General features: G+C 63.5%; 20 protein-coding genes. 12 read left to right on the top strand and 8 right to left on the bottom strand.

Annotated features, from left to right (window positions below):
* Positions 1-5: 5 nt before the first annotated feature.
* The 7 genes from IB262_RS13825 to IB262_RS13795 all read left to right on the top strand — a co-directional run bounded on the left by IB262_RS13825 (position 6) and on the right by IB262_RS13795 (position 7,063).
* The gene (locus IB262_RS13825) at positions 6-788 is read left to right on the top strand and encodes a transporter substrate-binding domain-containing protein (RefSeq protein WP_034797062.1); all 783 of its coding nucleotides are present in this window, start codon (positions 6-8) and stop codon (positions 786-788) included.
* Between the two features lie 104 nt (positions 789-892).
* Complete coding sequence (locus IB262_RS13820; RefSeq protein WP_034797065.1) at positions 893-1,618, top strand: ABC transporter permease; 726 nt, start codon at positions 893-895, stop codon at positions 1,616-1,618.
* Positions 1,615-2,439 carry an ABC transporter permease gene (locus IB262_RS13815; RefSeq protein WP_112974859.1) on the top strand — a complete coding sequence of 275 codons (825 nt, stop codon included), beginning with the start codon at positions 1,615-1,617 and terminating at the stop codon, positions 2,437-2,439. The genes IB262_RS13820 and IB262_RS13815 overlap by 4 nt, the downstream gene beginning before the upstream one ends.
* A gap of 1 nt (position 2,440) precedes the next feature.
* Complete coding sequence (locus IB262_RS13810) at positions 2,441-3,610, top strand: M20 aminoacylase family protein (RefSeq protein ID WP_112974858.1); 1,170 nt, start codon at positions 2,441-2,443, stop codon at positions 3,608-3,610.
* Between the two features lie 271 nt (positions 3,611-3,881).
* Positions 3,882-5,309 (top strand): cytochrome ubiquinol oxidase subunit I, encoded by a 1,428-nt coding sequence (locus IB262_RS13805; RefSeq protein ID WP_112974857.1) that lies wholly within the window; start codon positions 3,882-3,884, stop codon positions 5,307-5,309.
* A complete protein-coding gene (gene cydB, locus IB262_RS13800; protein ID WP_034797073.1) occupies positions 5,299-6,303 on the top strand; it encodes a cytochrome d ubiquinol oxidase subunit II in 1,005 nt (334 codons plus the stop codon). Before IB262_RS13805 ends, cydB begins: the two co-directional genes overlap by 11 nt.
* Positions 6,304-6,754: 451 nt before the next feature.
* Complete coding sequence (locus tag IB262_RS13795; RefSeq protein ID WP_034797078.1) at positions 6,755-7,063, top strand: chorismate mutase family protein; 309 nt, start codon at positions 6,755-6,757, stop codon at positions 7,061-7,063.
* 32 nt (positions 7,064-7,095) lie between these two features.
* Here the strand turns inward: IB262_RS13795 and IB262_RS13790 are convergent, their stop codons facing one another.
* Both IB262_RS13790 and mscL read right to left on the bottom strand, forming a co-directional pair.
* Positions 7,096-8,262 carry a pyridoxal phosphate-dependent aminotransferase gene (locus IB262_RS13790; RefSeq protein ID WP_090295003.1) on the bottom strand — a complete coding sequence of 389 codons (1,167 nt, stop codon included), beginning with the start codon at positions 8,260-8,262 and terminating at the stop codon, positions 7,096-7,098.
* 205 nt (positions 8,263-8,467) lie between these two features.
* Positions 8,468-8,896, bottom strand: coding sequence for a large conductance mechanosensitive channel protein MscL (gene mscL, locus IB262_RS13785; protein WP_034797082.1), 429 nt, complete (start codon positions 8,894-8,896; stop codon positions 8,468-8,470).
* A 261-nt stretch (positions 8,897-9,157) separates the two neighbouring features.
* Here mscL and IB262_RS13780 point away from each other — a divergent pair, with 261 nt between their 5' ends.
* The gene (locus IB262_RS13780; protein ID WP_112974856.1) at positions 9,158-12,661 is read left to right on the top strand and encodes a PAS domain-containing hybrid sensor histidine kinase/response regulator; all 3,504 of its coding nucleotides are present in this window, start codon (positions 9,158-9,160) and stop codon (positions 12,659-12,661) included.
* A 63-nt stretch (positions 12,662-12,724) separates the two neighbouring features.
* Here IB262_RS13780 and IB262_RS13775 read toward each other — a convergent pair whose 3' ends face one another.
* Both IB262_RS13775 and IB262_RS13770 read right to left on the bottom strand, forming a co-directional pair.
* Positions 12,725-13,375: a response regulator transcription factor gene (locus IB262_RS13775; RefSeq protein WP_034797087.1), complete on the bottom strand. Its 651-nt coding sequence runs from the start codon at positions 13,373-13,375 to the stop codon at positions 12,725-12,727.
* A gap of 81 nt (positions 13,376-13,456) precedes the next feature.
* Entirely contained in the window at positions 13,457-13,876 is a 420-nt protein-coding gene (locus IB262_RS13770; protein ID WP_112974855.1) for a hypothetical protein, read from the bottom strand.
* 169 nt (positions 13,877-14,045) lie between these two features.
* Here IB262_RS13770 and IB262_RS13765 point away from each other — a divergent pair, with 169 nt between their 5' ends.
* Together IB262_RS13765 and IB262_RS13760 are read left to right on the top strand one after the other, a co-directional pair.
* Entirely contained in the window at positions 14,046-14,393 is a 348-nt protein-coding gene (locus tag IB262_RS13765) for a DUF952 domain-containing protein (RefSeq protein ID WP_112974854.1), read from the top strand.
* Entirely contained in the window at positions 14,390-15,475 is a 1,086-nt protein-coding gene (locus IB262_RS13760) for a quinone-dependent dihydroorotate dehydrogenase (RefSeq protein WP_060522330.1), read from the top strand. Before IB262_RS13765 ends, IB262_RS13760 begins: the two co-directional genes overlap by 4 nt.
* On the opposite strand, the gene IB262_RS13755 is transcribed toward IB262_RS13760, so the two are convergent.
* The 3 genes from IB262_RS13755 to IB262_RS13745 form a co-directional block, all read right to left on the bottom strand.
* Positions 15,451-16,806 carry an MATE family efflux transporter gene (locus tag IB262_RS13755; protein ID WP_034797107.1) on the bottom strand — a complete coding sequence of 452 codons (1,356 nt, stop codon included), beginning with the start codon at positions 16,804-16,806 and terminating at the stop codon, positions 15,451-15,453. The two genes, IB262_RS13760 and IB262_RS13755, sit on opposite strands and share 25 nt — an antisense overlap.
* Positions 16,807-17,114: 308 nt before the next feature.
* Positions 17,115-17,618: a CAP domain-containing protein gene (locus IB262_RS13750; protein WP_112974853.1), complete on the bottom strand. Its 504-nt coding sequence runs from the start codon at positions 17,616-17,618 to the stop codon at positions 17,115-17,117.
* 2 nt (positions 17,619-17,620) lie between these two features.
* Entirely contained in the window at positions 17,621-17,887 is a 267-nt protein-coding gene (locus IB262_RS13745) for a DUF6460 domain-containing protein (RefSeq protein WP_034797119.1), read from the bottom strand.
* A gap of 162 nt (positions 17,888-18,049) precedes the next feature.
* Between IB262_RS13745 and IB262_RS13740 the strand changes: the two genes are divergently transcribed.
* Together IB262_RS13740 and IB262_RS13735 are read left to right on the top strand one after the other, a co-directional pair.
* Positions 18,050-19,003, top strand: a complete 954-nt coding sequence (locus IB262_RS13740) for a methyltransferase (protein WP_112974852.1) — start codon at positions 18,050-18,052, stop codon at positions 19,001-19,003.
* A 106-nt stretch (positions 19,004-19,109) separates the two neighbouring features.
* Positions 19,110-19,745, top strand: a complete 636-nt coding sequence (locus IB262_RS13735) for a YitT family protein (RefSeq protein WP_034797123.1) — start codon at positions 19,110-19,112, stop codon at positions 19,743-19,745.
* Positions 19,746-19,841: 96 nt separating this feature from the next.
* On the opposite strand, the gene IB262_RS13730 is transcribed toward IB262_RS13735, so the two are convergent.
* Positions 19,842-20,306, bottom strand: coding sequence for a carboxymuconolactone decarboxylase family protein (locus tag IB262_RS13730; RefSeq protein WP_034797125.1), 465 nt, complete (start codon positions 20,304-20,306; stop codon positions 19,842-19,844).
* Positions 20,307-20,438 lie beyond the last annotated feature (132 nt).

Below are 20,438 nucleotides of genomic sequence, written 5' to 3'. Positions count from 1 at the left end.
ACAGCATGAAGAAGGCATTGAAAGTCCTGGCCGTTGCGGCGGCGATCGCCGTGAGCGGCGGCGTCGCGGCGTCGGCGGAAGCGCTGAAGGTCGGCGTCGCAGCGGAGCCCTATCCGCCGTTCACAGCGCCTGACGCCAGCGGCAAATGGGAAGGCTGGGAAGTCGAGTTCATGAACGCAATGTGCGCCGAGGCCAAGCTCGAATGCGTGCTGACGCCGGTTGCCTGGGACGGCATCATCCCGGCACTGACGTCGAAGAAGATCGACATGATCATCAGTTCGATGTCGATCACCGACGAGCGCCTGAAGACCATCGATTTCTCCGACAAGTACTACAACACTCCGACCGGCATCATCGGCACCAAGGGCGTCGAGATGAACTCCTCGCCGGAAGGGCTGAAGGGCAAGACGCTCGGCGTCCAGGTCTCGACGGTCCACCAGGCCTATGCCGCAAAGCACTTCGCGCCGGCGGGCGTCGAGGTCAAGGAATACCAGACGCAGGACGAGGCCAACAACGACCTCGCCGCCGGCCGCCTCGATGCGGTGCAGGCGGATGCCATCGCGCTCAAGGCGTTTCTGGCGACCGACCAGGGCAAGGAATGCTGTGAATACAAGGGCGACGTTGCCGAAGACGTCGCCGTGATCGGCCCGGGTGTCGGCGTCGGCCTGCGCAAGGGCGAAACCGAGCTCAAGGACAAGATCAACGCCGCCATCAAGGCGATCCGCGACAACGGCACCTACGATACGTTCTCGAAGAAGTACTTCGACTTCGACATCTACGGCGGATAAGGCGCGATCGGCCGGCGATCGAACTGCCGCAGCGCTTGTCGCGTCTGACAAAGACCGCAGCGCTGTAGCGATCGCCGGCCGGCGCCATCGGAGCTCGACGACGCATGGCTGCGGATTCCCTCATCAATTGGGGCCTGCTCTCGCTTTCAGCACCCGGCTGGGGCGGCGTATTGCTGCAAGGCTTTTTCAATTCCATCCAGATCGCCGTCGGCGGCTTCACGCTCGGCCTGGCGCTCGGCATCGGCGGTGCATTCGGCAAGCTCTATGGCGGCCCGGTTCTGCGCGATCTGCTCGAATGCTACACCACGGTCGTGCGTGCAGTGCCCGAGTTGGTGCTGATCCTCTTGCTCTATTATGCCGGCACCGACCTGCTCAATCAGGTTCTGGCGTTGTTTTCGGTTGGCCCGGTCGACATCAGCGGCCTGATGGCCGGCATCTTCGTCATCGGCGTCGTCCAGGGCGCCTATTCGACCGAAGTGTTGCGCGGCGCGATCAAGGCGGTGCCCGCCGGGCAGATCGAGGCGGCGCGCGCCTATGGCATGTCGCCGGCCATGGTTCTGCGCCGCATCACCCTGCCGGCGATGTTGCCCTATGCCATTCCCGGCCTCTCCAATCTCTGGTTGATCGCCACCAAGGACACCGCCCTTCTCGCCGTCGTCGGCTTCAGCGAGTTGACTCTGGTCACCCGCCAGGCGGCCGGCACGACCAAGGCCTATCTCCTGTTCTTCCTGGCGGCTGGCGCGCTCTACCTGGCGCTGACGCTCATCTCCAACGTCTTCATCGGCATGCTCGAACGCCATGCCCGACGCGGTTTTGCGGAGAGCCGATGACCGACGAAACCACCCACGCCGTTGCGTTTACGCCCGAAGACCTGCCGACGGCGAAGAGCTTCTTCCTGCCGCACCGCATCCTCATGATGCTGGTCTTTGCCGCCTTCGTCGTCGCCGTCGCCGTCTTCATGCGCTGGGACTGGCTGCCGCGCTACCTGCCACGGCTTGGCTGGGGCATCCTCGTCAGCCTGATGATGCTGTTCAGCACCGCCATCCTCGGCTTCCTGCTGGCGGTGCCGATCGGCCTCGTGCAGGTCACCGGCCCCTGGTTCCTGAAACTGCCGGCCAAGGTGTTTTGTACCGTGATCCGCGGCACGCCGCTGCTGTTGCAGCTCTGGCTGCTCTATTACGGTCTCGGCTCGCTGTTCCCGCAATTTCCGGCGATCCGCCAATCCTTCCTCTGGCCTTACCTGCGCGAAGCGTGGCCCTATGGCGTGGCGGCGTTGACCATTTCGTTTGCGGCCTACGAGGGCGAGGTCATGCGCGGCGCTTTTGCCGGCGTTCCGAACGGCGAGCTTGAGGCGGCGAAGGCCTATGGCATGGGCCGCTGGACGACGTTCCGCCGCATCTGGCTGCCGCGCGCCATCCATCGGGCTCTGCCAACGCTCAACGGCGAAACGGTGCTGCAGCTGAAATCGACCCCACTTGTCGCGACCGTGACTGTCGTCGACGTCTATGCGGTCATCTCCAAGGTGCGGCAGGAAACCTTCCTCACCTACGAGCCGCTGTTGCTGCTCGCACTCATCTACATGTGCCTCACCGGAATTCTAGTGGTGGCCTTCCGCACCTTCGAAAATCGCATCCCAACCCGCGGTGCCTGACATGAAGCTTTCCCCATCGATCACCAACGCCATGCCGGAACTCGTCGCCATCCGCCACGACCTGCATGCCCATCCGGAACTCGGACTGGAGGAGACGCGCACTTCCGCCTTCATTGCGAAACACCTGGAAGGTCTCGGCTACGAGGTGACGACGGGGCTTGCGAAAACCGGTGTCGTCGGCACGCTCAGGAACGGCAACGGCAAGCGCTCGATCGGCATCCGCGCCGACATCGATGCGCTGCCGATCCTGGAAGAAACCGGGCTGGACTATGCCAGCAAGACCTCGGGCCTCATGCATGCCTGCGGCCACGACGGCCACACGACGATGCTGCTGGGTGCTGCCCGCGCGCTTGCCGAGCGGCGCAATTTCGACGGCACCATCCACCTGATCTTCCAGCCGGCCGAGGAGAATTTCGGCGGCGCCAAGATCATGATGGACGAGGGCCTGTTCGATCAGTTTCCCTGCGACGCCGTGTTCGCGCTTCACAACGAGCCGGGTCTGCCTTTCGGCCAGTTCGCCCTTAGGGAGGGCCCGATCATGGCCGCCGTCGACGAGGCGCGCATCACCGTGCATGGACGCGGCGGGCATGGCGCGGAGCCGCAGGAAACAGCAGATCCCATCGTCTGCGGCGCCTCGATCGTCATGGCGCTGCAATCGATCGTCTCGCGCAACATCCATCCGATGGATCCGACTGTGGTCACCGTCGGCGCCTTCCATGCGGGCTCGGCCAGCAACATCATTCCCGAACGCGCCGAGATCGTCGTCGGTATCCGCTCCTTCGAGCCCGATGTGCGCGACGAACTCGAACGCCGCATCCGCATGATCGCCGAGGCGCAGGCGACGAGCTTCGGCATGCGCGCGACCGTCGACTACCAGCGCAGCTACGATGCGACGATCAACCACAAGGCCGAGACGGACTTCGTCCGCGATCTCGCGGTCCGCTTCGCCGGCGCCGACAAGGTGGTCGATCTCGCCCGCCCCTTCATGGGCAGCGAGGATTTCGCCTATATGCTGAAGGAGCGGCCGGGGACCTACTTCTTCCTCGGCTCGAAGGTCAGCGACGACGACAGGCCGCTGCATCACCCCGGCTACAACTTCAACGACGACCTGCTGCCGATCGGCGCGGCTTTCTGGACGGAGTTGGCCGAGGCCTATCTCGCGCGCCGCTGATATCCCGCTCACCTTTCGCCAATATGCCGCAGCGCAACATTGCCGCAGTGTGACAACGTGGCGGACGCGCTGTCATTGACGTTTGGCAAATTTGGCGCAGATTCAAGTGCATGCTGAAAAGCCGGTGCAACCCCAGGATTTGCCTCGGCCAGAGGCCAAGACAGGTTCCCTGATCGACGATCGGTCACCGGACAAATGATGCAGCAGCCAGAGCATTGCGGCCTACGCTTCCGTGAGGCGTCGCATCCGCGTGTCTGAAAGGATTGCGCCCGTGTTTGAGAGTTTCGATGCGACCCTGCTCGCTCGCTTCCAGTTCGCCTTCACCGTTTCCTTCCACATCATCTTCCCCGCCTTTTCCATCGGGCTTGCGAGTTACCTCGCGGTGCTCGAAGGGTTGTGGCTGTGGAAGAAGGACGAGGTCTATCTCGAACTCTTCAATTTCTGGAAGACGATCTTTGCCGTCGCCTTCGGCATGGGCGTCGTTTCCGGCATCGTCATGTCCTATCAGTTCGGCACCAACTGGAGCGTCTTTTCCGACAAGGCCGGGCCGATCATCGGGCCGCTGATGGGCTACGAGGTGCTGACCGCCTTCTTCCTCGAAGCGGGCTTCCTCGGTGTCATGCTGTTCGGCCTCAACCGCGTCGGGCCGAAGCTGCATTTCTTGGCAACCGTCATGGTCGCCGTCGGCACGCTGATCTCGGCCACCTGGATCCTTTCGGCGAACTCGTGGATGCAGACGCCGGCCGGTTTCGCGATGAACGAGGCGGGCCAGTTCGTCCCGGTCGACTGGTGGGCGATCGTCTTCAACCCCTCCTTCCCCTATCGCCTCACCCACATGGTGCTGGCGGCCTATCTCACGACCGCCTTCGTCGTCGGCGCCTGCGGCGCCTGGCACCTCATCCGCAAGACGGCGCCGCGGCGGGCGCGAAAGATGTTTTCGATGGCAATGTGGATGGCGGCGATCGTCGCGCCGATCCAGATCTTCGCCGGCGACATGCATGGTCTCAACACGCTGGAGCACCAGCCGGCCAAGGTGATGGCGATGGAGGGGCACTACCAGAGCCATCCGGACGGCGCGCCGCTCATCCTCTTCGGCATTCCGAACTCGCCTGAAAAGCGCGTCGATTACGCGATCGAGATCCCGAAGCTTTCGAGCCTCATCCTGAAGCATGATCTGAACGCGCCGTTTGCCGGTCTCGATACGATCCCGGAAGAACTTCACCCGCCTGTTGGTATCGTGTTCTGGTCATTCCGGGTGATGGTCGGCATCGGCTTCGCCATGCTCGGCATCGGGCTCTGGTCGCTCTGGTGTCGCTATCGCGGCACGCTCGACAGCAATGTCTGGCTGCACCGTGCCGCGATCGCCATGGGGCCCGCCGGCTTCGTCGCCGTGCTCGCAGGCTGGGTCACGACCGAAGTCGGCCGTCAGCCCTATACCGTCTACGGCCATCTGCTGACGGCAAACTCGGTGGCGCCGATCGCGGCACCCGCGGTCGCTGCCTCGCTGATCGCCTTCATCATCGTCTATTTCTTCGTCTTCGGTGCCGGCACCTTCTACATCCTCCGGCTGATGGCGCGATTGCCGCGCGATCCGATGCCGGAACTCGGCGAAGGACCATTGCGCAGTTCCGGCATCATGCCGGGCCCCGCCATCCACAGCAGCCATGCGAACACCAAGGGAGGCCATCATGGAGTTTGATCTGCCGTTCATCTGGGCCGGCATCATCGCCTTTGCGGTGCTCGCCTATGTCATTCTCGACGGCTTCGACCTCGGTGTCGGCATCCTCTTCCCGTTCTTCCCGGAGAAGCACGACCGTGACGTGATGATGAATTCCGTCGCCCCGGTCTGGGACGGCAACGAGACCTGGCTGGTTCTTGGCGGCGGCGGCCTGATGGCGGTGTTTCCGCTGGCCTACGCCACCATCCTGCCCGCACTTTACGCGCCCATCATCGCCATGGTGATCGGCCTCATCTTCCGCGGCGTCGCCTTCGAGTATCGCTGGCGCACGCGGCGGGCCGAATATCTCTGGAACTGGGCCTTCTCCGGCGGCTCGATGCTGGCCGCCTTCGCGCAAGGGATCACGCTCGGCGCCCTCGTCCAGGGCATCCCGGTCGAGAACCGTGCCTATGTCGGCGGCTGGTGGGATTGGCTGACGCCGTTCTCGATCATGACCGGCATCGCCGTCGTCGTCGGCTATGCGCTGCTCGGCGCCACCTGGCTTGTGATGAAGACCCACGGCGACCTTGCCGACCGGGCCCGCGACCTCGCGCTCAAATGCTCCTTCGCCACCGTCGCCGCCATGGGCATCGTCAGCCTGTGGACGCCGTTCCTGGAGCCGCAGTATCTGGACCGCTGGTTCGGCTATCCGACGGCGATCTTCAGCGTCGTCGTGCCGGCGCTCGTTCTCGGCTGCCTTTATGCGCTGATCACGGGTATCCGCAAGCGCCACGACAGCCGGCCGTTCATTGCCGCACTCGGCCTCTTCGTGCTCGGCTATGCCGGCATCGGCATCAGTTTCTACCCCTACATGGTGCCGCCTTCGCTGACGATCTGGGACGCGGCCGCGCCTGAAGAAAGCCTCTCCTTCCTGCTTGCCGGCGCTTTGGTGCTGGTGCCGATCATTCTCGCCTACACCGCCTATTCCTACTGGGTGTTCCGCGGCAAGGTCGATCCGGAGGAGGGCTACCATTGACCAGCGAAACAGGAACCGGCCGCAAGCTTCTCTGGTTCGTTGGCCTCTGGTGCGCGGGGGTGGCGGCCGTCACCCTCGTCGGCCTTGCGATCAAGCTGATGATCGGAACGTAGTCGATCCATTGGAGCGGGATGCGGGCGGAAAACCGCAGACACTTTTCCTCATCCCGTTCTAAAAAGCCTCGCTCAAGCTTGGCCAGCTAACTTCCCTTAACACGTCAGCAGGCGATCGCCGCAGACGGAGACAGGACCGCACCCTCCTCCCCTGCAAAACGATCGCCTGCTGAGGTGACCACCTCAAGGGTCGCCGGCTGCGACCCTGTTGCCCCTTCCAAGATAGCTCGCCGTTTGTTAGCAGTGCGCCGCAGAAGCGCCCCGCTTGCTGAGAGCCGAGGGACGCTCGAACATCCTGGGCCCGCGCTTGGCCGCATCCAGGCAATTGGACGAGACAGATGCAGAAAACCCCCGCGCAATGCGAAACCATGGCCGACGTGCGTGCCGAGATCGACCGTCTCGACCAGGCGCTGATGGCGCTGTTTGCCGAGCGCTGGGGCTATATTGACCGCGCGGCCGAGATCAAGGCGCCGCTGAAACTGAAGGCCGACATTCCGGCGCGGGTGATGGAAGTGCGCGAGAATGCCCGCAAGAACGCTGCCCGCGTCAACCTCGATCCTGATTTTTACGAAGACATCTGGGCGCGGCTGATCGGCCACGCGATCGCTCATGAGCAGAAGCTGCTTGGCGAAACCGGCGACGAATAACGTCGCCGCCTCGCTCTTTCAATCTACGGCCGTCAGCGCCCGAGAATGTAACCCTGGAGACGGTCCGCCGCTTCCCTCACATGGTCCGGATCGCGCAGGAAGCAGGCGCGCATGAACAGCGAGCCGCCGTCGCCGAACGCCGTTCCCGGCGCCAGGCCAACGCCGGTCTTGTCGACGATGTCGATCGCCGCCGCGCGCGAATCGGTGACGCCGTCGATCTTCAGGAACGCATAGAGCGCGCCGTCGGGTTTGAGCGTTTCCACCCGGTTGGTGGCGATCAACGCGTCGCAGAAGACGTCCCGGTTCTTCGCCGCCTTGGCGACATTGGCATCGACGAAGGCGTCGCCCTCGTCGAGCGCCACGACGGCACCGCGCTGCATGAACTGGGCGACACCCGAGGTCGAGTATTGCACCAGGTTTTCGAGCACCTGGCCGATCGCGGGCGGAGCCACGATCCAGCCGACACGCCACCCGGTCATCGACCAGTTCTTCGAGAAGGAATTGACGAAGAGGATGCGGTCGCCTTCCTCCATCACGTCGAGGAAGGACGGCGCGCGGGCGCCGCCATAATAATAGAGCGCGTAGATCTCATCGGCGATGATCCAGAGCCCCTGCCTGCGCGCCAGCGTCAGGATCGCGGCCAACTCCTCGCGGGTCGCGGTCCAGCCGGTCGGGTTCGACGGCGTGTTGATGAACAGCGCCTTGGTCTTCGGACCGATCGCCGCCTGCAGCCGATCGAGATCGAGTTGCCATTTGCCGTGTTCGAAACGAAGCTCCACCGAGACCGGGCGAACGCCGGAGAGATCGGCGGCGGCGGCAAAGTTCGGCCACGCCGGCGTCAGAAGCACCATCTCGTCGCCGGGCGAGGCGATCGCCTCGATCGAGAGCTTGATCGCCTGCATGCCGGAGCCGACGACGTAGAAATTCTCGGGCGAAAGCGACTTCTGAAAGCGCCTTTGATAGTAGCGCGACAGTGCCTCGCGCAGCGGCGGGATACCGCGCTGCCAGGTGTAGAAGGTCTCGCCGCCGGCAAGCGCATCGCGCGCAACGTCGCTGATGAAGGCAGGCGTCGGCAGGTCGCCTTCTCCGACCCACAGCGGGATCAGGCCATCGCGCCCGCGTGCATAGTTCACCACCTCGACGATGCCGCTTTCAGGTGCCGAAAGCGCACGGGGACTGATGGTGCTGAGGATGGTCATCGGCGGGCTCCGGATGCACGACGTTAAAGGCCGCGGCCTTTAGATCATCGTAAAAGATTCCAATGGACTAGAGCGACATGGACCGCTCCAGCTTGCCCGTTGCTTCTAGCCGCTTTCGCCAAGGCGATCACGCGACTTTATCTGACCGGTTTATCGATTTTTGTGATGTTTCGCGGCCCCGGCGAAGCCAGGGCCGCGAGGAAAATCACGCGCGCTGCTTCAGCAGGTCGCGGATTTCACCGAGAAGCAGAATGTCTTCCGGCGGGGGCGCGGCCGGTGCTTCGTCCTTCTTCTTCTCCATCGAAGCGCGCATGCGATTCACCGCCTTGATCATCAGGAAGATGATCCAGGCAAGGATCAGGAAGTTGATGAGCACGGTGATGAAGTTGCCATAGGCAAAGACGGCACCCTGTTGACGGGCGGCGGCGAGAGACGTCGCCGTCACGTTCGCCGAGAGCGGCAGGAAATAATTGGAGAAATCGAAACCGCCGCCGGTCAGCGCACCGACGATTGGCATCACCAGGTCCTCGACGACCGACGTTACGATCTTGTTGAAGGCGGCGCCGATGATGACACCGACCGCGAGATCCATCACGTTCCCGCGGGCAATAAACTCCTTGAACTCATTCAGCATAAATCTCTCCGTATTATCCCCGTTTGAAAACGGCTGGCGGCGCTGTCCCGCGCTGCAAGCGTTTACGGAAACTAAACCAAAGCGGGCAGCGAGAAAACCTTTCTTTGCCTTTGGTCAATTGGCAGCGGATGGAGCAGGAACGGGAAGGCAGCCTGTGCTGTACACCGATTTCTCGTGTCGAGCCTTGAACTTAAGACTCATGCGGCAGGCAATTCTCAACCCGGCGGACTTGTCCTATGCTCCGCCCTGGAGGAATGAGGCATGCTTTCGGGTTCGGTCATCTTTGCCTCGGCCTTCGCCTATCTGCTGCTGCTGTTTGCAGTGGCTAGCTATGGCGACCGGCGGGCCAGGAGGAACAGCGCTGCGCTGAAGGGCAGACCGCTCGTCTATGCGCTGAGCCTTGCCATCTATTGCACCTCCTGGACCTATTTCGGCGGCATCGGCCTTGCTGCCGAACGCGGACTCGAGTTCACCGGCATCTATATCGGCCCGATCCTGATGTTCACGCTCGGCATGCCGCTGATCCGCAAGATCATCCGCCTTGCCAAAACCGAGAAGCTGACCTCCGTCGCCGACTTCATCGCCGCGCGTTACGGCAAGAACCCGGCGGTGGCCGCCATCGTCGCGCTGATCTCGCTGGTCGGCGCCATTCCCTATATCGCGCTGCAGCTGAAGGCGATTTCGAGCTCGGTCGCAGCGATGATCAACACCAGCGACTACGGCATCGGCGCCGGGCAGAGCTACGTCGATCTTCCCCTGCTCGTCACATTGTTTCTCGCCTGCTTCGCCATCGTCTTCGGCACGCGCCATACGGACGCAACGGAGCACCAGGACGGCCTGATCCTTGCGATCGCGATGGAATCGCTGGTCAAGTTGGTGGCGCTCGTCACCGCCGGCTTCTACATCGTCTTCGTCATCTTCAACGGACCGGCTCACCTGTGGTCGCTGGCTGCAGAGAGCCCCGCCGTGCAGTCGGCGCTCTCCTACGAGACCCCTATCGCCCGTTGGGTGCTGTTGATCGTCACGTCGGCTTTCGCGATCATCATGCTGCCCAGGCAGTTCCACGTGACGGTCGTCGAAAACCGCACCGAAGGCGAGCTTCGCACCGCCGGCATCCTCTTTCCGCTCTACCTGATCGGCATCAATCTCTTCGTGCTGCCGATCGCGATAGCCGGCATCCTCACCTTTTCCGGTTCCGGCGACGCGGATCTCTACCTGCTGACCTTGCCGCTCGCCAACGGCCTGCCGGTGCTGACGCTGATCACCTTCATCGGCGGTTTTTCGGCAGCGACCGCGATGGTGATCGTCGCATCCGTGGCGCTGTCGATCATGATCTCCAACGATATCGTCATGCCGGTGTTCCTGCGCCGCAACCTCAGCCAGCGCGGCGGCTTGCAGGAAAACCTCGCGGGAACGCTGCTCAACATTCGCCGTTCGGCGATCTTCGTGGTGTTGTTGCTCGGCTATGGCTACTACCGCTCCGCCGATATCAGCGCCGGCCTCGCCTCGCTCGGCCTTCTGTCTTTCGTCGCCATCTCGCAGATGGCGCCGGCGCTGCTCGGCGGCCTCATCTGGCGACAGGCCAATGCCCGCGGCGCGATCACCGGCATGGTCTCGGGCTTCCTCGTCTGGGCCTATCTGCTCTTCCTGCCGAGCCTTGGCGGACCCGACAATTCCCATGTGGCGACGACGATCTTAAGCTTCCTGTTGCCGTTCACCGACCTCTTCTCCGGCCCCAACGCCGATCCGCTGGTCAACGCGACGGCGCTCAGCCTGCTCGTCAACTGCGCCACCTATGTTCTCGGATCGCTGACCCGCACACCGAAGCCGATCGAACGCTTCCAGGCCGGCGTGTTCATCACCCGGCGGTCGCGAACCGAAGGCGCCTTTCGCGGCCGCAAGACCAAGGTCACGGTGCGCGACCTCAAGGCGACGATCGCCCGTTACATGGGTGCTGAGCGCATGCAGCGCTCGTTCCATACGTACGAGCGCCAGACCGGCCGCTGGCTGGACGACAATGCGCCAGCCGACATGGCCGTAGTGCATTTCTCCGAGCAACTGCTCGGCAGCGCCATCGGCTCGTCCTCCGCCCGGCTGGTGCTTTCCCTGGCGCTGCAGCGCGGCGACGACACATCGTCCGAGACGGCCTGGCTGCTCGACCAGGCGAGTGAGGCGCTGCAATACAATCAGGATATGCTGCAGACTGCGCTCTCGCAGATGGACCAGGGCATCGCCGTCTTCGACAACGCCAACAACCTGATCATCTGGAACCGGCGCTTCCGCCAGCTTCTCGACCTGCCGGAGGCAGCCGGCCAGGTCGGCTTCCCGCTTGCCGATATCGTCTCGATCCTCACCAAGCGCGGCGATATTCGCAAGGATCAGGAAAAGGGGCTGATCGCCAACTTCCTGACGCTCGACAAACCCTTCCTGCTCGAACTGGGCAACGGCGAGCGCATCATCGAAGTGCGCACCAACGCCATGCCCGACAAAGGCATCGTCACCACCTATACCGACATCACCCAGCGCGTCGCCGCCGACATGGCGCTGAAGCAGGCGAACGAGACACTGGAACTGCGCGTGGCCGAGCGCACCGGCGAATTGACCCGGGTGAACCGGGAGCTCGCCGAGGCGCGCGCGGCCGCGGAAGAGGCCAATATCGGCAAGACGCGGTTCTTCGCCGCCGCCGGCCACGATATCCTGCAGCCGCTGAACGCCGCCCGCCTCTATTCCTCGTCGCTCGTCGAGCGGCTCGGCGAGTCCGACAACAGCACGCTGGTCGAAAACATCGATTCCTCGCTGGAATCGGTCGAGGCCATCCTTGGCGCCGTGCTCGACATATCGCGCCTCGACACCGGCGCCATGAAGGCGCGGATACAGTCCGTTCCGCTCAACGAGCTGCTCAGAAGGATCGAGACCGATTTCGCCCCGATGGCGCGGGCCAAGGATCTCGAACTCATTATCATGCCGACATCGCTCGTCGTGCGCAGCGATCCGAACCTGCTGCGCCGCGTCGTCCAGAACCTCGTCTCCAACGCGATCAAATACACCCTGGCCGGCAAGGTGCTCGTCGGGGTGCGCAGGCATGGCGCCATGGCGACGATCGAGGTGCTCGATTCCGGCATCGGCATTCCCCAGTCGAAGTTCCGCACCGTCTTCAAGGAATTCGCCCGGCTCGACGAAGGCGCCCGCACGGCGTCCGGTCTTGGGCTCGGCCTTTCGATCGTCGACCGCATCTCGCGCGTGCTCAACCATCCCGTCAGCCTGCAATCGACTCCCGGCAAGGGCACGGGCTTCAAGGTGACCCTGCCGCTTGATGCCAGCGCCGGCGATCGGGTCGCTGTCCGTCCGGTGCCACAGAGCAAGGCAAGCGAGGCGCTGAACGGCCTGCGGGTGCTCTGCATCGACAACGAACCGCGGATCCTCGAGGGTATGCGGGTGCTGCTGTCAGGCTGGGGCTGTATCGTCAGTACGGCGGAATCGCTTTCTGCCTGTTCCGAATTCGGCATGCAGCCCGGCGAGAAGCCACACGCCGTCATCGCCGATTATCACCTCGACGACGGGACCGGCATCGAGGCGGTCGCCCGCATTCGGGCATCGACCGGCGAAGCGACGCCGGCGCTGCTCGTGACGGCCGACCGCTCGCCGGAAGTGCGCGCCGCGGCCGAACGCGACGGCATCGCGATCCAGAACAAGCCGGTGCGCCCGGCGGCGATGCGCGCCTGGCTGACGCAACTTTCGACAGCGGCACGAACGGCTGCGGAATGAACGGCTCCCACGTTGTGGGGCCGCCTGGGACGAGAGAAAATCACAAAGCCAAGGCCGGCCGCATCAGGCGGCGGCGACGGTGCCGATCTTCGAAAGCTGGATGACCGCCTGGGTGCGGCTGTCGACATTGAGCTTTAGCAGGATCGCCGAGACATGCGCCTTGATCGTCGCCTCGGAGACGCCGAGTTCGTAAGCGATCTGCTTGTTGAGCAGGCCCTCGCCGAGCATGCTGAGCACGCGGGACTGTTGCGGCGTCAACGTTTGCAGGCGCTGAAGCAGATCGGCGACCTCGGGTTCGTATTCCTGGGCCTGGTCGTAGCCCGCGGGAACGAAGACCTCGCCGGCCATCACCTTCTCGATCCCCTCGCGGATTTCCTCGATGCCGGCCGATTTCGAAAGAAAGCCGGACGCGCCGAGATCGAGCGCGCGATGGATCGTCGCCGGGTCGTCATGGGCGGAAACCACCATGACCGGCAGGCTCGGAAATTCGGCGCGAAGTGCAATCAGGCCGGAAAGCCCGCTGACGCCGGGCATGGTCAGGTCAAGCAGCATGAGATCGGCGTCAGGGTTGTCGGCCGCCGCCTTGCGCGCGGCTGCGAAATCGCCGGCCTCGACGATGGCGGGCGCGCCGTCCACGCCGCTCAGTGCCTGGCGCATTGCGCCCCGAAACAGCGGATGGTCGTCCGCGATGATGATGGTCATGTCCGGTGTCATGCTGCTCCCTCCCAAGAGCCCGGGCTGAAATCTGCACGCCCCCACGCGCCGATCCGCATCCCGCATGGCCGATCCGGAAACTCAGGTCTTCTGCGGCTCCTGAGCGGGGTCGCTGCCTTCGAGATCCTTCACGATATCCATGAACCTACGCATCATTCTTTCCATGATGCCCATTGCCCGGTCAATCTCTTCCTCAGCCGGAAGGTCCTGTTTTGCGACACTTTCACCGGCTTTGGCCGCCTTTTCCAAAGCATCGACCCGCTTCGTCAGGAGGTCCAACTCCCGTTCAAAAGCGGCCCGCTCGTCGGCGGCCATGCGGCACACCAACTGGCCGTCCTTCTCCTGGCAGAGCGATACCTCGCCGGTCTGGGTATCGAGCCGGGCGATACCGGTGTCGGACTTCTGCATGCTGTAGCGTCCGGGGGACGGATCCTGCGCGCTGGCGCCGCCGGCCAGAGCCAATCCGGTACCGAACAGAAGTATGGCAGCAGCGTTTTTCATGACATCTTCTCCGTTACGATCCTTGTCGGAACATCACATGCGCGCGAACGAGAAGAGCGAAATCGGTCTTCACCGCCGATTATGCGCGAATCGTCGTCCTTCTGCGATGGACAATCGCCGATATTTACGGCAAGGCCACGACAGAAGATTACGGGGACAGACGGGCACCATGAGTTCCATCATCTACAAAATCGTTCCGGCATTGCTGTGGCAGGAAGCCAAGCGCAGCGGGCGCTTCGACGGCGCGCCGGTCGATCTCGCCGACGGTTACGTCCATTTTTCGACCGGCGAACAGGTGGTCGAGACGGCAGCGCGCTACTTCGAGGGACAGGAAGACCTGCTTCTGGTCGCCGTCGACGGCGACGCACTTGGCGAAGAGCTGGTCTATGAACCCTCGCGCGGCGGCGCCCTCTTCCCACATCTCTATGCCCCCCTCTTCCTGTCGGCCGTTCTCTGGGAAAAGCCCCTGCCGCTCGGCGCCGACGGCGCGCATATCTTCCCGGAACTTGATGCATGAACCCGCTGACCAGCCTTGCCCGCCGCGGCCTTTTCCTCTTCGATCCGGAGGCCGCGCACGGCCTTTCGATCAAGGCGCTGAAGACCGGGCTCGTGCCGAACTGTCCCGCCAGGGCCGACAAGCGGCTTGCGCAGACAGTCGCTGGCATCGTTTTTCCGAACCCGATCGGCATGGCGGCCGGCTACGACAAGAATGCAGAGGTGCCGGAAGCACTTCTGAAGATCGGCTTCGGTTTCACCGAGATCGGCACCGTCACGCCGAAGCCGCAGGCAGGCAACGACAAGCCGCGCATTTTCCGCCTGGTCGAGGACGAAGCGGTGATCAATCGCCTCGGCTTCAACAATGAAGGCCATGGCGCAGCGCTGGCGCGGCTGAAGGCCTGTTCGCGCGATGCGCTGATCGGCGTCAATATCGGCGCCAACAAGGACAGCGCCGACCGCATCGCCGACTATGTCAGCGGCATCCATACGTTCTACTCGGTCGCCCGCTATTTCACCGCCAACATCTCCTCGCCGAACACGCCGGGTCTGCGCGACCTGCAGGCGCGCGAAAGCCTCGCCGCCCTGTTGTCGGCGGTGCTTGCCGCGCGCGACGAAGAGGCGCTGCGCAGCAATCGCCGTGTTCCCGTCTTCCTGAAGATTGCGCCCGATCTCACCGAAGAAGGCATGGACGATATCGCTGCCGAAGTGCTGGCACACAATCTCGACGGCCTGATCGTCTCCAACACGACGCTTTCGCGCGACGGCCTCAAGGATCAGGCCCAAGCGAAGGAGTCCGGTGGCCTCTCGGGCAAGCCACTGTTTGAAAAGTCCACGGCGGTGCTTGCCCGCATGCGCAAGCGTGTCGGCCCGAAGCTGCCGATCATCGGCGTTGGCGGCGTCAGCTCGGCCGAAACCGCGGCCGAAAAGATCCGCGCCGGCGCCGATCTGGTTCAGCTCTATTCCTGCATGGTCTATGAGGGCCCTGCCCTGCCGGGCCGCATCGTACGTGGCCTCTCGGATCTCTGTGAGCGCGAGCGTCTCACCTCGATCCGCGATATCCGCGACAGCCGTCTCGACTACTGGGCCGGCAGGAACGTCTGACGCGCCTTCATCGGGATCCGCGACAAGAGGAACAGCCCGCGCATCAACAGGAACAGGTTGAGCCCCGCCCACAGGCCATGATTGCCGAAGGCGGGGACCAGCACGGCGAGCGCTGCGGCATAACCGACAAAGGCCGCCAGCATCATGTTGCGCATCTCGCGCGACCAGGTGGCGCCGATGAAGACGCCGTCCATCAGGAAGGCGAGCGCGCCGGTCATCGCCGTCACTGCCGCCCAGGGCAGATATTCGTAAGCCGCCGCGCGAACATCCGGGGCCGTCGTCAGAAGATCGATGAGCCTGCCGCCGAACAGCAGGAAGGCAACGGTCGTCACCAGTGCAAGCCCCAGCGACCAGGCCGCCGTCAGCCGCAGCGCACGGTCGAAGGCCGGGCGGTAACCGGCGCCGATCGAGCGGCCGATGAGCTGTTCCGCCGCATTGGCAAGGCCGTCGAGATAGTAGCCGGCAACGAGGAAGATTGTCATCAGCACCGCATTGGCGGCAAGCGTCACAGGCCCGAAGGCGGTGCCGATGCGGGTCATCAGCGTGAAGGCGGCCAGAAGCAGGAACGAGCGGATCATGATGTCGCGGTTGAGGCCGAAGAGCGGCTTCAGCCGCTCGCGATCGAAGATCTCGGCCCAGCTTGGCGCATCCTTTCTGTCGAAACGGCCATAGACGATGGCAAAGCCAGCGAGAGACCCGATCACCTCGCCGGTAACGGTCGCCAGCGCCACCCCCATCACACCCCAGCCGAACACTAGGCCGAGCAGGATCGACAGCACGATGTTGATGCCGTTGATCAGCGTCTGCAGCATCAACCCGATGGTGCCTTCGCCGCGGCCGAGCACGAAGCCAAGGATGGCGTAGTTGGCAAGCGCCGCCGGTGCCGAAAGGATGCGACAGAGAAAGTAGGTGCTGGTGACATCAGCCACTTCAGGCTCCGGTCCCATCAGCCAGAGGCCGCCGGACAAAAGCACCGGCGAAACGAGCAGGCTGATCGTGCCGCAAACGAGCGCGATGATCAGCGAGCGCCAGAACACCGCCTGCTGCTCGCGCCGGTCGCCGCGGCCATAGGCCTGGGCAACCAGGCCCGTGGTCGCTGCCCGCAGGAAGTTGAAGCTGGTGAAGATCAGGTCGAACAGGATGGCGCCGACGGCAAGGCCCGCCAGCAAGGTTGCCTGCCCCATGCGGCCGACAACGGCAGTATCGACGAGGCCAAGCAAAGGCGTCGTCAGAAAGCCGAGCGTCATCGGCAGCGCGATCGCCAGGATCAGCCGATGGGTGACATGGAACGGGCCGGCAGCGTCGCTCGGCGAGGCGGAAGAGGCGGTCATCGAACGGTCCGGGCGTGGTAGGTGAGAGATGACCGTTTTAGGGAATGAGCATGGGGGGATGCAAGCGCGTCGTGCAGCTCGGCGAAAACGTCCCAATGCGGCAAGAGCTCTTCACCCTAGCCCTCTCCCCCGCAAGCGGGGAGAGGGACGTGGCGAACGCAACGTCACCCCCGGCATCGATCGAAGGAAAGTCCGGATATCAGTCACAGTGGATTGGAAGGGCGCGGCAAGCCTCCTACTCCCCGCCTGCGGGGAGTAGGTCCGGGCAGGGGGATGAGGGGCGCAGTTCCATACGAATGCGGACGCTATCAGCCCGAAAGTACCATCGCCCAGAACGGACGGTTGCCGGAGGCTGCGTTCTGCGCGACGGCAACGCCCAGGCCACGGTAATTGCCGAGCATGTTTTCGAGATGCTTGGGCGACCTGTACCACGCGTCATAGGCGCGTTCGGCATCGTCCTGGCCCACGGCGATGTTTTCGGCGGCCGGAAGCGTCACGCCCTGGCCCTTCATGCGGTCGTAGAAACTGTCGTTCCAGCCGATCAGGTGCTGCATCTTGCCGGCCTTGGCCATGCGCGCCGCCTGGTTCATCGCAGCGACGGACGCCGCATGGTCGGCGACGAGCTCGGTCAGGCCCTTGCCCTTGCGCAGCTTGTTGACATAACCGAGGCTCGCTGCGGTCTGGTCGCTGCCGGTGCCGCTTTCGGGCATCAGCACCTTGGACGTCGTGCAGCCGGCAAGGGCGCCGAGCCAGAGGATGGCGGTCGCACGCAGCAGGCCGCGGCGTTCGATCAGAAGAAGGCGGTCCTGCATCGTCAACGCCGAAAGTTCAGGACGCGCAGGATGACGAAGGCCGGCACGACGATCACGGCGCCGAGCAGCAGATAGTCGCCCACCCGACCAAGCGCTGCAAAGCCGGTGTACCAGAGGTCGAGCAGGAAGTTGCGGACGGCGAAGTAGATATCGGTCGGATACCAGCCGAACATCCTCATCACGAAGCCGACGAGGATCGACACCACGATGAGCTTGACCAGCACACGCAGCGGCGAGTCACCCAAGAATCTGTTCATTCCGTCCGACATCAGCGAACTTCTCCTGTTTGTCTTCACATAAGCCGCGATCGGCAGCGTCGCAAGTCACCGGCCCCGGCGGGCACGGCCCGCGCTTCCGATCGCGCCAGATTCCGCTTGTATTTTGCGGCATCCGGCGTCAGAAGCGCTAATCGCAACCAACATCTCACATTGATGACGCTCAACCAGCTCTCCTCCGGCGACCTGATCGCCGACCGCCGCGCCGACTACGCAAAAATGCTTGCCGAGGGCGGCGAGCCCGCAAGTGCGGCCGAACTCATGGCGCAAGCGCTGGAACAGGCACCCAACTGGGCAGCCGGCTGGTTTCGGCTCGCGGACTATGAAGAAAAATCTGGCCGGAAAGAGGCGGCGATCGAAGCGCTGAGGAAAACGCTGGCGCTCAGCCCCCAGGATATCTTCGGCGCCGGCCTCAAACTGGCTCTGCTTGGCGCTGCGGCCATGCCCGAACAGCCCCCGAGCCTCTATGTCGAGCGCCTCTTCGACGACTATGCCGATCGCTTCGACAAGGCCCTGGTGGAAAAGCTCGGCTACACCGTGCCGCAGAAGCTCGCAGCCCTCATTCAAAGTCATATCGGGCAAAGCCACACGGGAGGCCTCATCTTCGAGCATGTGACGGATCTCGGCTGCGGCACCGGCCTCTTCGGCGAGCGCATCCGGGATCAGGCACAGTTCCTCGAAGGTTTCGACATCTCCATCAACATGCTCGCCAAGGCCGAGGCGAAATCCACCTACGATCGGCTGGCGCGCGCCGATCTCTCTCTTTCGCCGGAGGTTTCCGGCATCTTCGGCAACTTCGCCACCGCCCGAGCCGATCTCGTCAGCGCCGCCGACGTTCTCATGTATCTCGGCAATCTCGACAGTGTCTTCGACATCACCACCCGCCTGCTCACCCCTCAGGGCTATTTTGCGTTCTCGGTAGAGGACGCCGGCGAGGGGGAGGAGTTCCTGCTGCGGCCGTCGCTGCGCTACGCTCACAGCGAGACCTATGTCCGCGGCCTCTGCGCAACGCATGGACTGAAGCTTGTGGCCATGGAGCACACGGTCATCCGCATGGATGCGGGAGAGCCAGTCTTCGGCATCCTGTTGCTGGCGCGCAAGCCTGCATAAAACGCAAGGCAGAGTCGCAAAAATAGGTCAGCATAACTGACATATTTTTCTTGATTGTTGTTGTGCATTGCAGCATTGCTCAAGCCATCGCAATCGAGGATTTGCCATGGCCCAGATCAGCAGCGTTTTCGGTCTCTGGAACACCAGCCCGACCCGGCACTCCGCCGTCGAGGACCTGCAGGGCATCTTTACCGGCAGCCTGATTGCGGCGCTCGGCCTCTATTTCCTCGCAAGCGCCGGCCTTTTGACCGGCAGCACGGCGGGCGTCGCCTTCCTCTTGCACTATGCCTTCGGCATCAATTTCGGCCTCGCCTTCTTCCTGCTCAACCTGCCGTTCTTCTACCTGTCGCTGAAGCGGCTGGGCCCGGCCTTCACGGTCAAGACCTTCATCGCCATTGGCGTGACCTCGTTCCTGACGGACATCCAGTCGCGCCTTTTCCAGATCGGCACGATCCAGCCAGCCTGGGCGGCCCTGCTCGGCGGACTTCTGCTCGGCTACGGCCTGCTTGCGCTCTACCGCCACCGCGCCAGCCTCGGCGGCGTCGGTATTCTCGGCATCTATCTGCAGGAGCGCTTCGGCATTCGCGCCGGCCTCGTGCAGCTTGCGATCGACATGGTGGTGCTTGTCTTCGCCTTCGGCGTGACCTCGCCCACCGTCGTTGCCTGGTCGGTGCTCGGTGCTGTCGTCTTGAACCTGTTCGTGGCCATCAACCACCGCGCTGATCGTTACATCGCGCTCTAGAACGCCGTGCGTTCATCTGAACGCGGATGCTCTAGGATGCAGAGCAGCTAGCCCCGAAGCGGACCTCGGGGCTAGCTGGAAGTTCCTCACGCGATATCAGGCGGCCTTGACCGGCTGATCGACCGGATGCTGCGAGCGCAGGCCGACAGCGACACGGTTCCAGACATTGATGACGCCGATCGCCATGGTGATCTTGGTGATTTCAGCCTCGCTGAAGTGCGCGCGCAGCGGCTCGAAATCCGCGTCGGGTGCGCCGGTCTGGGCAAGGTTAGTCAGCGATTCCGTCCAAGCGAGCACGGCGCGCTCACGCGCGTCATAGATCGGCGATTCCCGCCAGGCGCAGATCAGGTGAATCCACTGCTCGCTCATACCGGTGTGGCGCGCCTCTTTCACATGCATGTCGATGCAATAGGCGCAGCCGTTGATCTGCGAGGCGCGCAGCTTGATCAGGTGGATCAGGCGCGGCTCCAGGCCGGATTCCTTGACGATGTAGCTGTCGAAGGCGGCCGCGGCCTTGTAGGCATCGGGAGCGGCTTGAACGAAGTTGAAACGCGGCTGCATGGACTTCTCCAATGAAAGAACGCAAGGGGCAGAACGCCTTGAGTTGGCGGCTTTCCTTGGGTTCGGTTTTGTTCTGACCGGCCTTTTTTGCCGATCGGCTCAATGGTCTTCGTTCCGCTGGACAGGGCCGTC

This window comes from Ensifer sp. ENS02, assembly GCF_014851885.1.
GTDB classification, from domain to species: Bacteria; Pseudomonadota; Alphaproteobacteria; order Rhizobiales; family Rhizobiaceae; genus Ensifer; species Ensifer adhaerens.
Note: the sequence above shows the minus strand (reverse complement) of the source record. Positions and strands in the feature narration are given on the sequence as shown.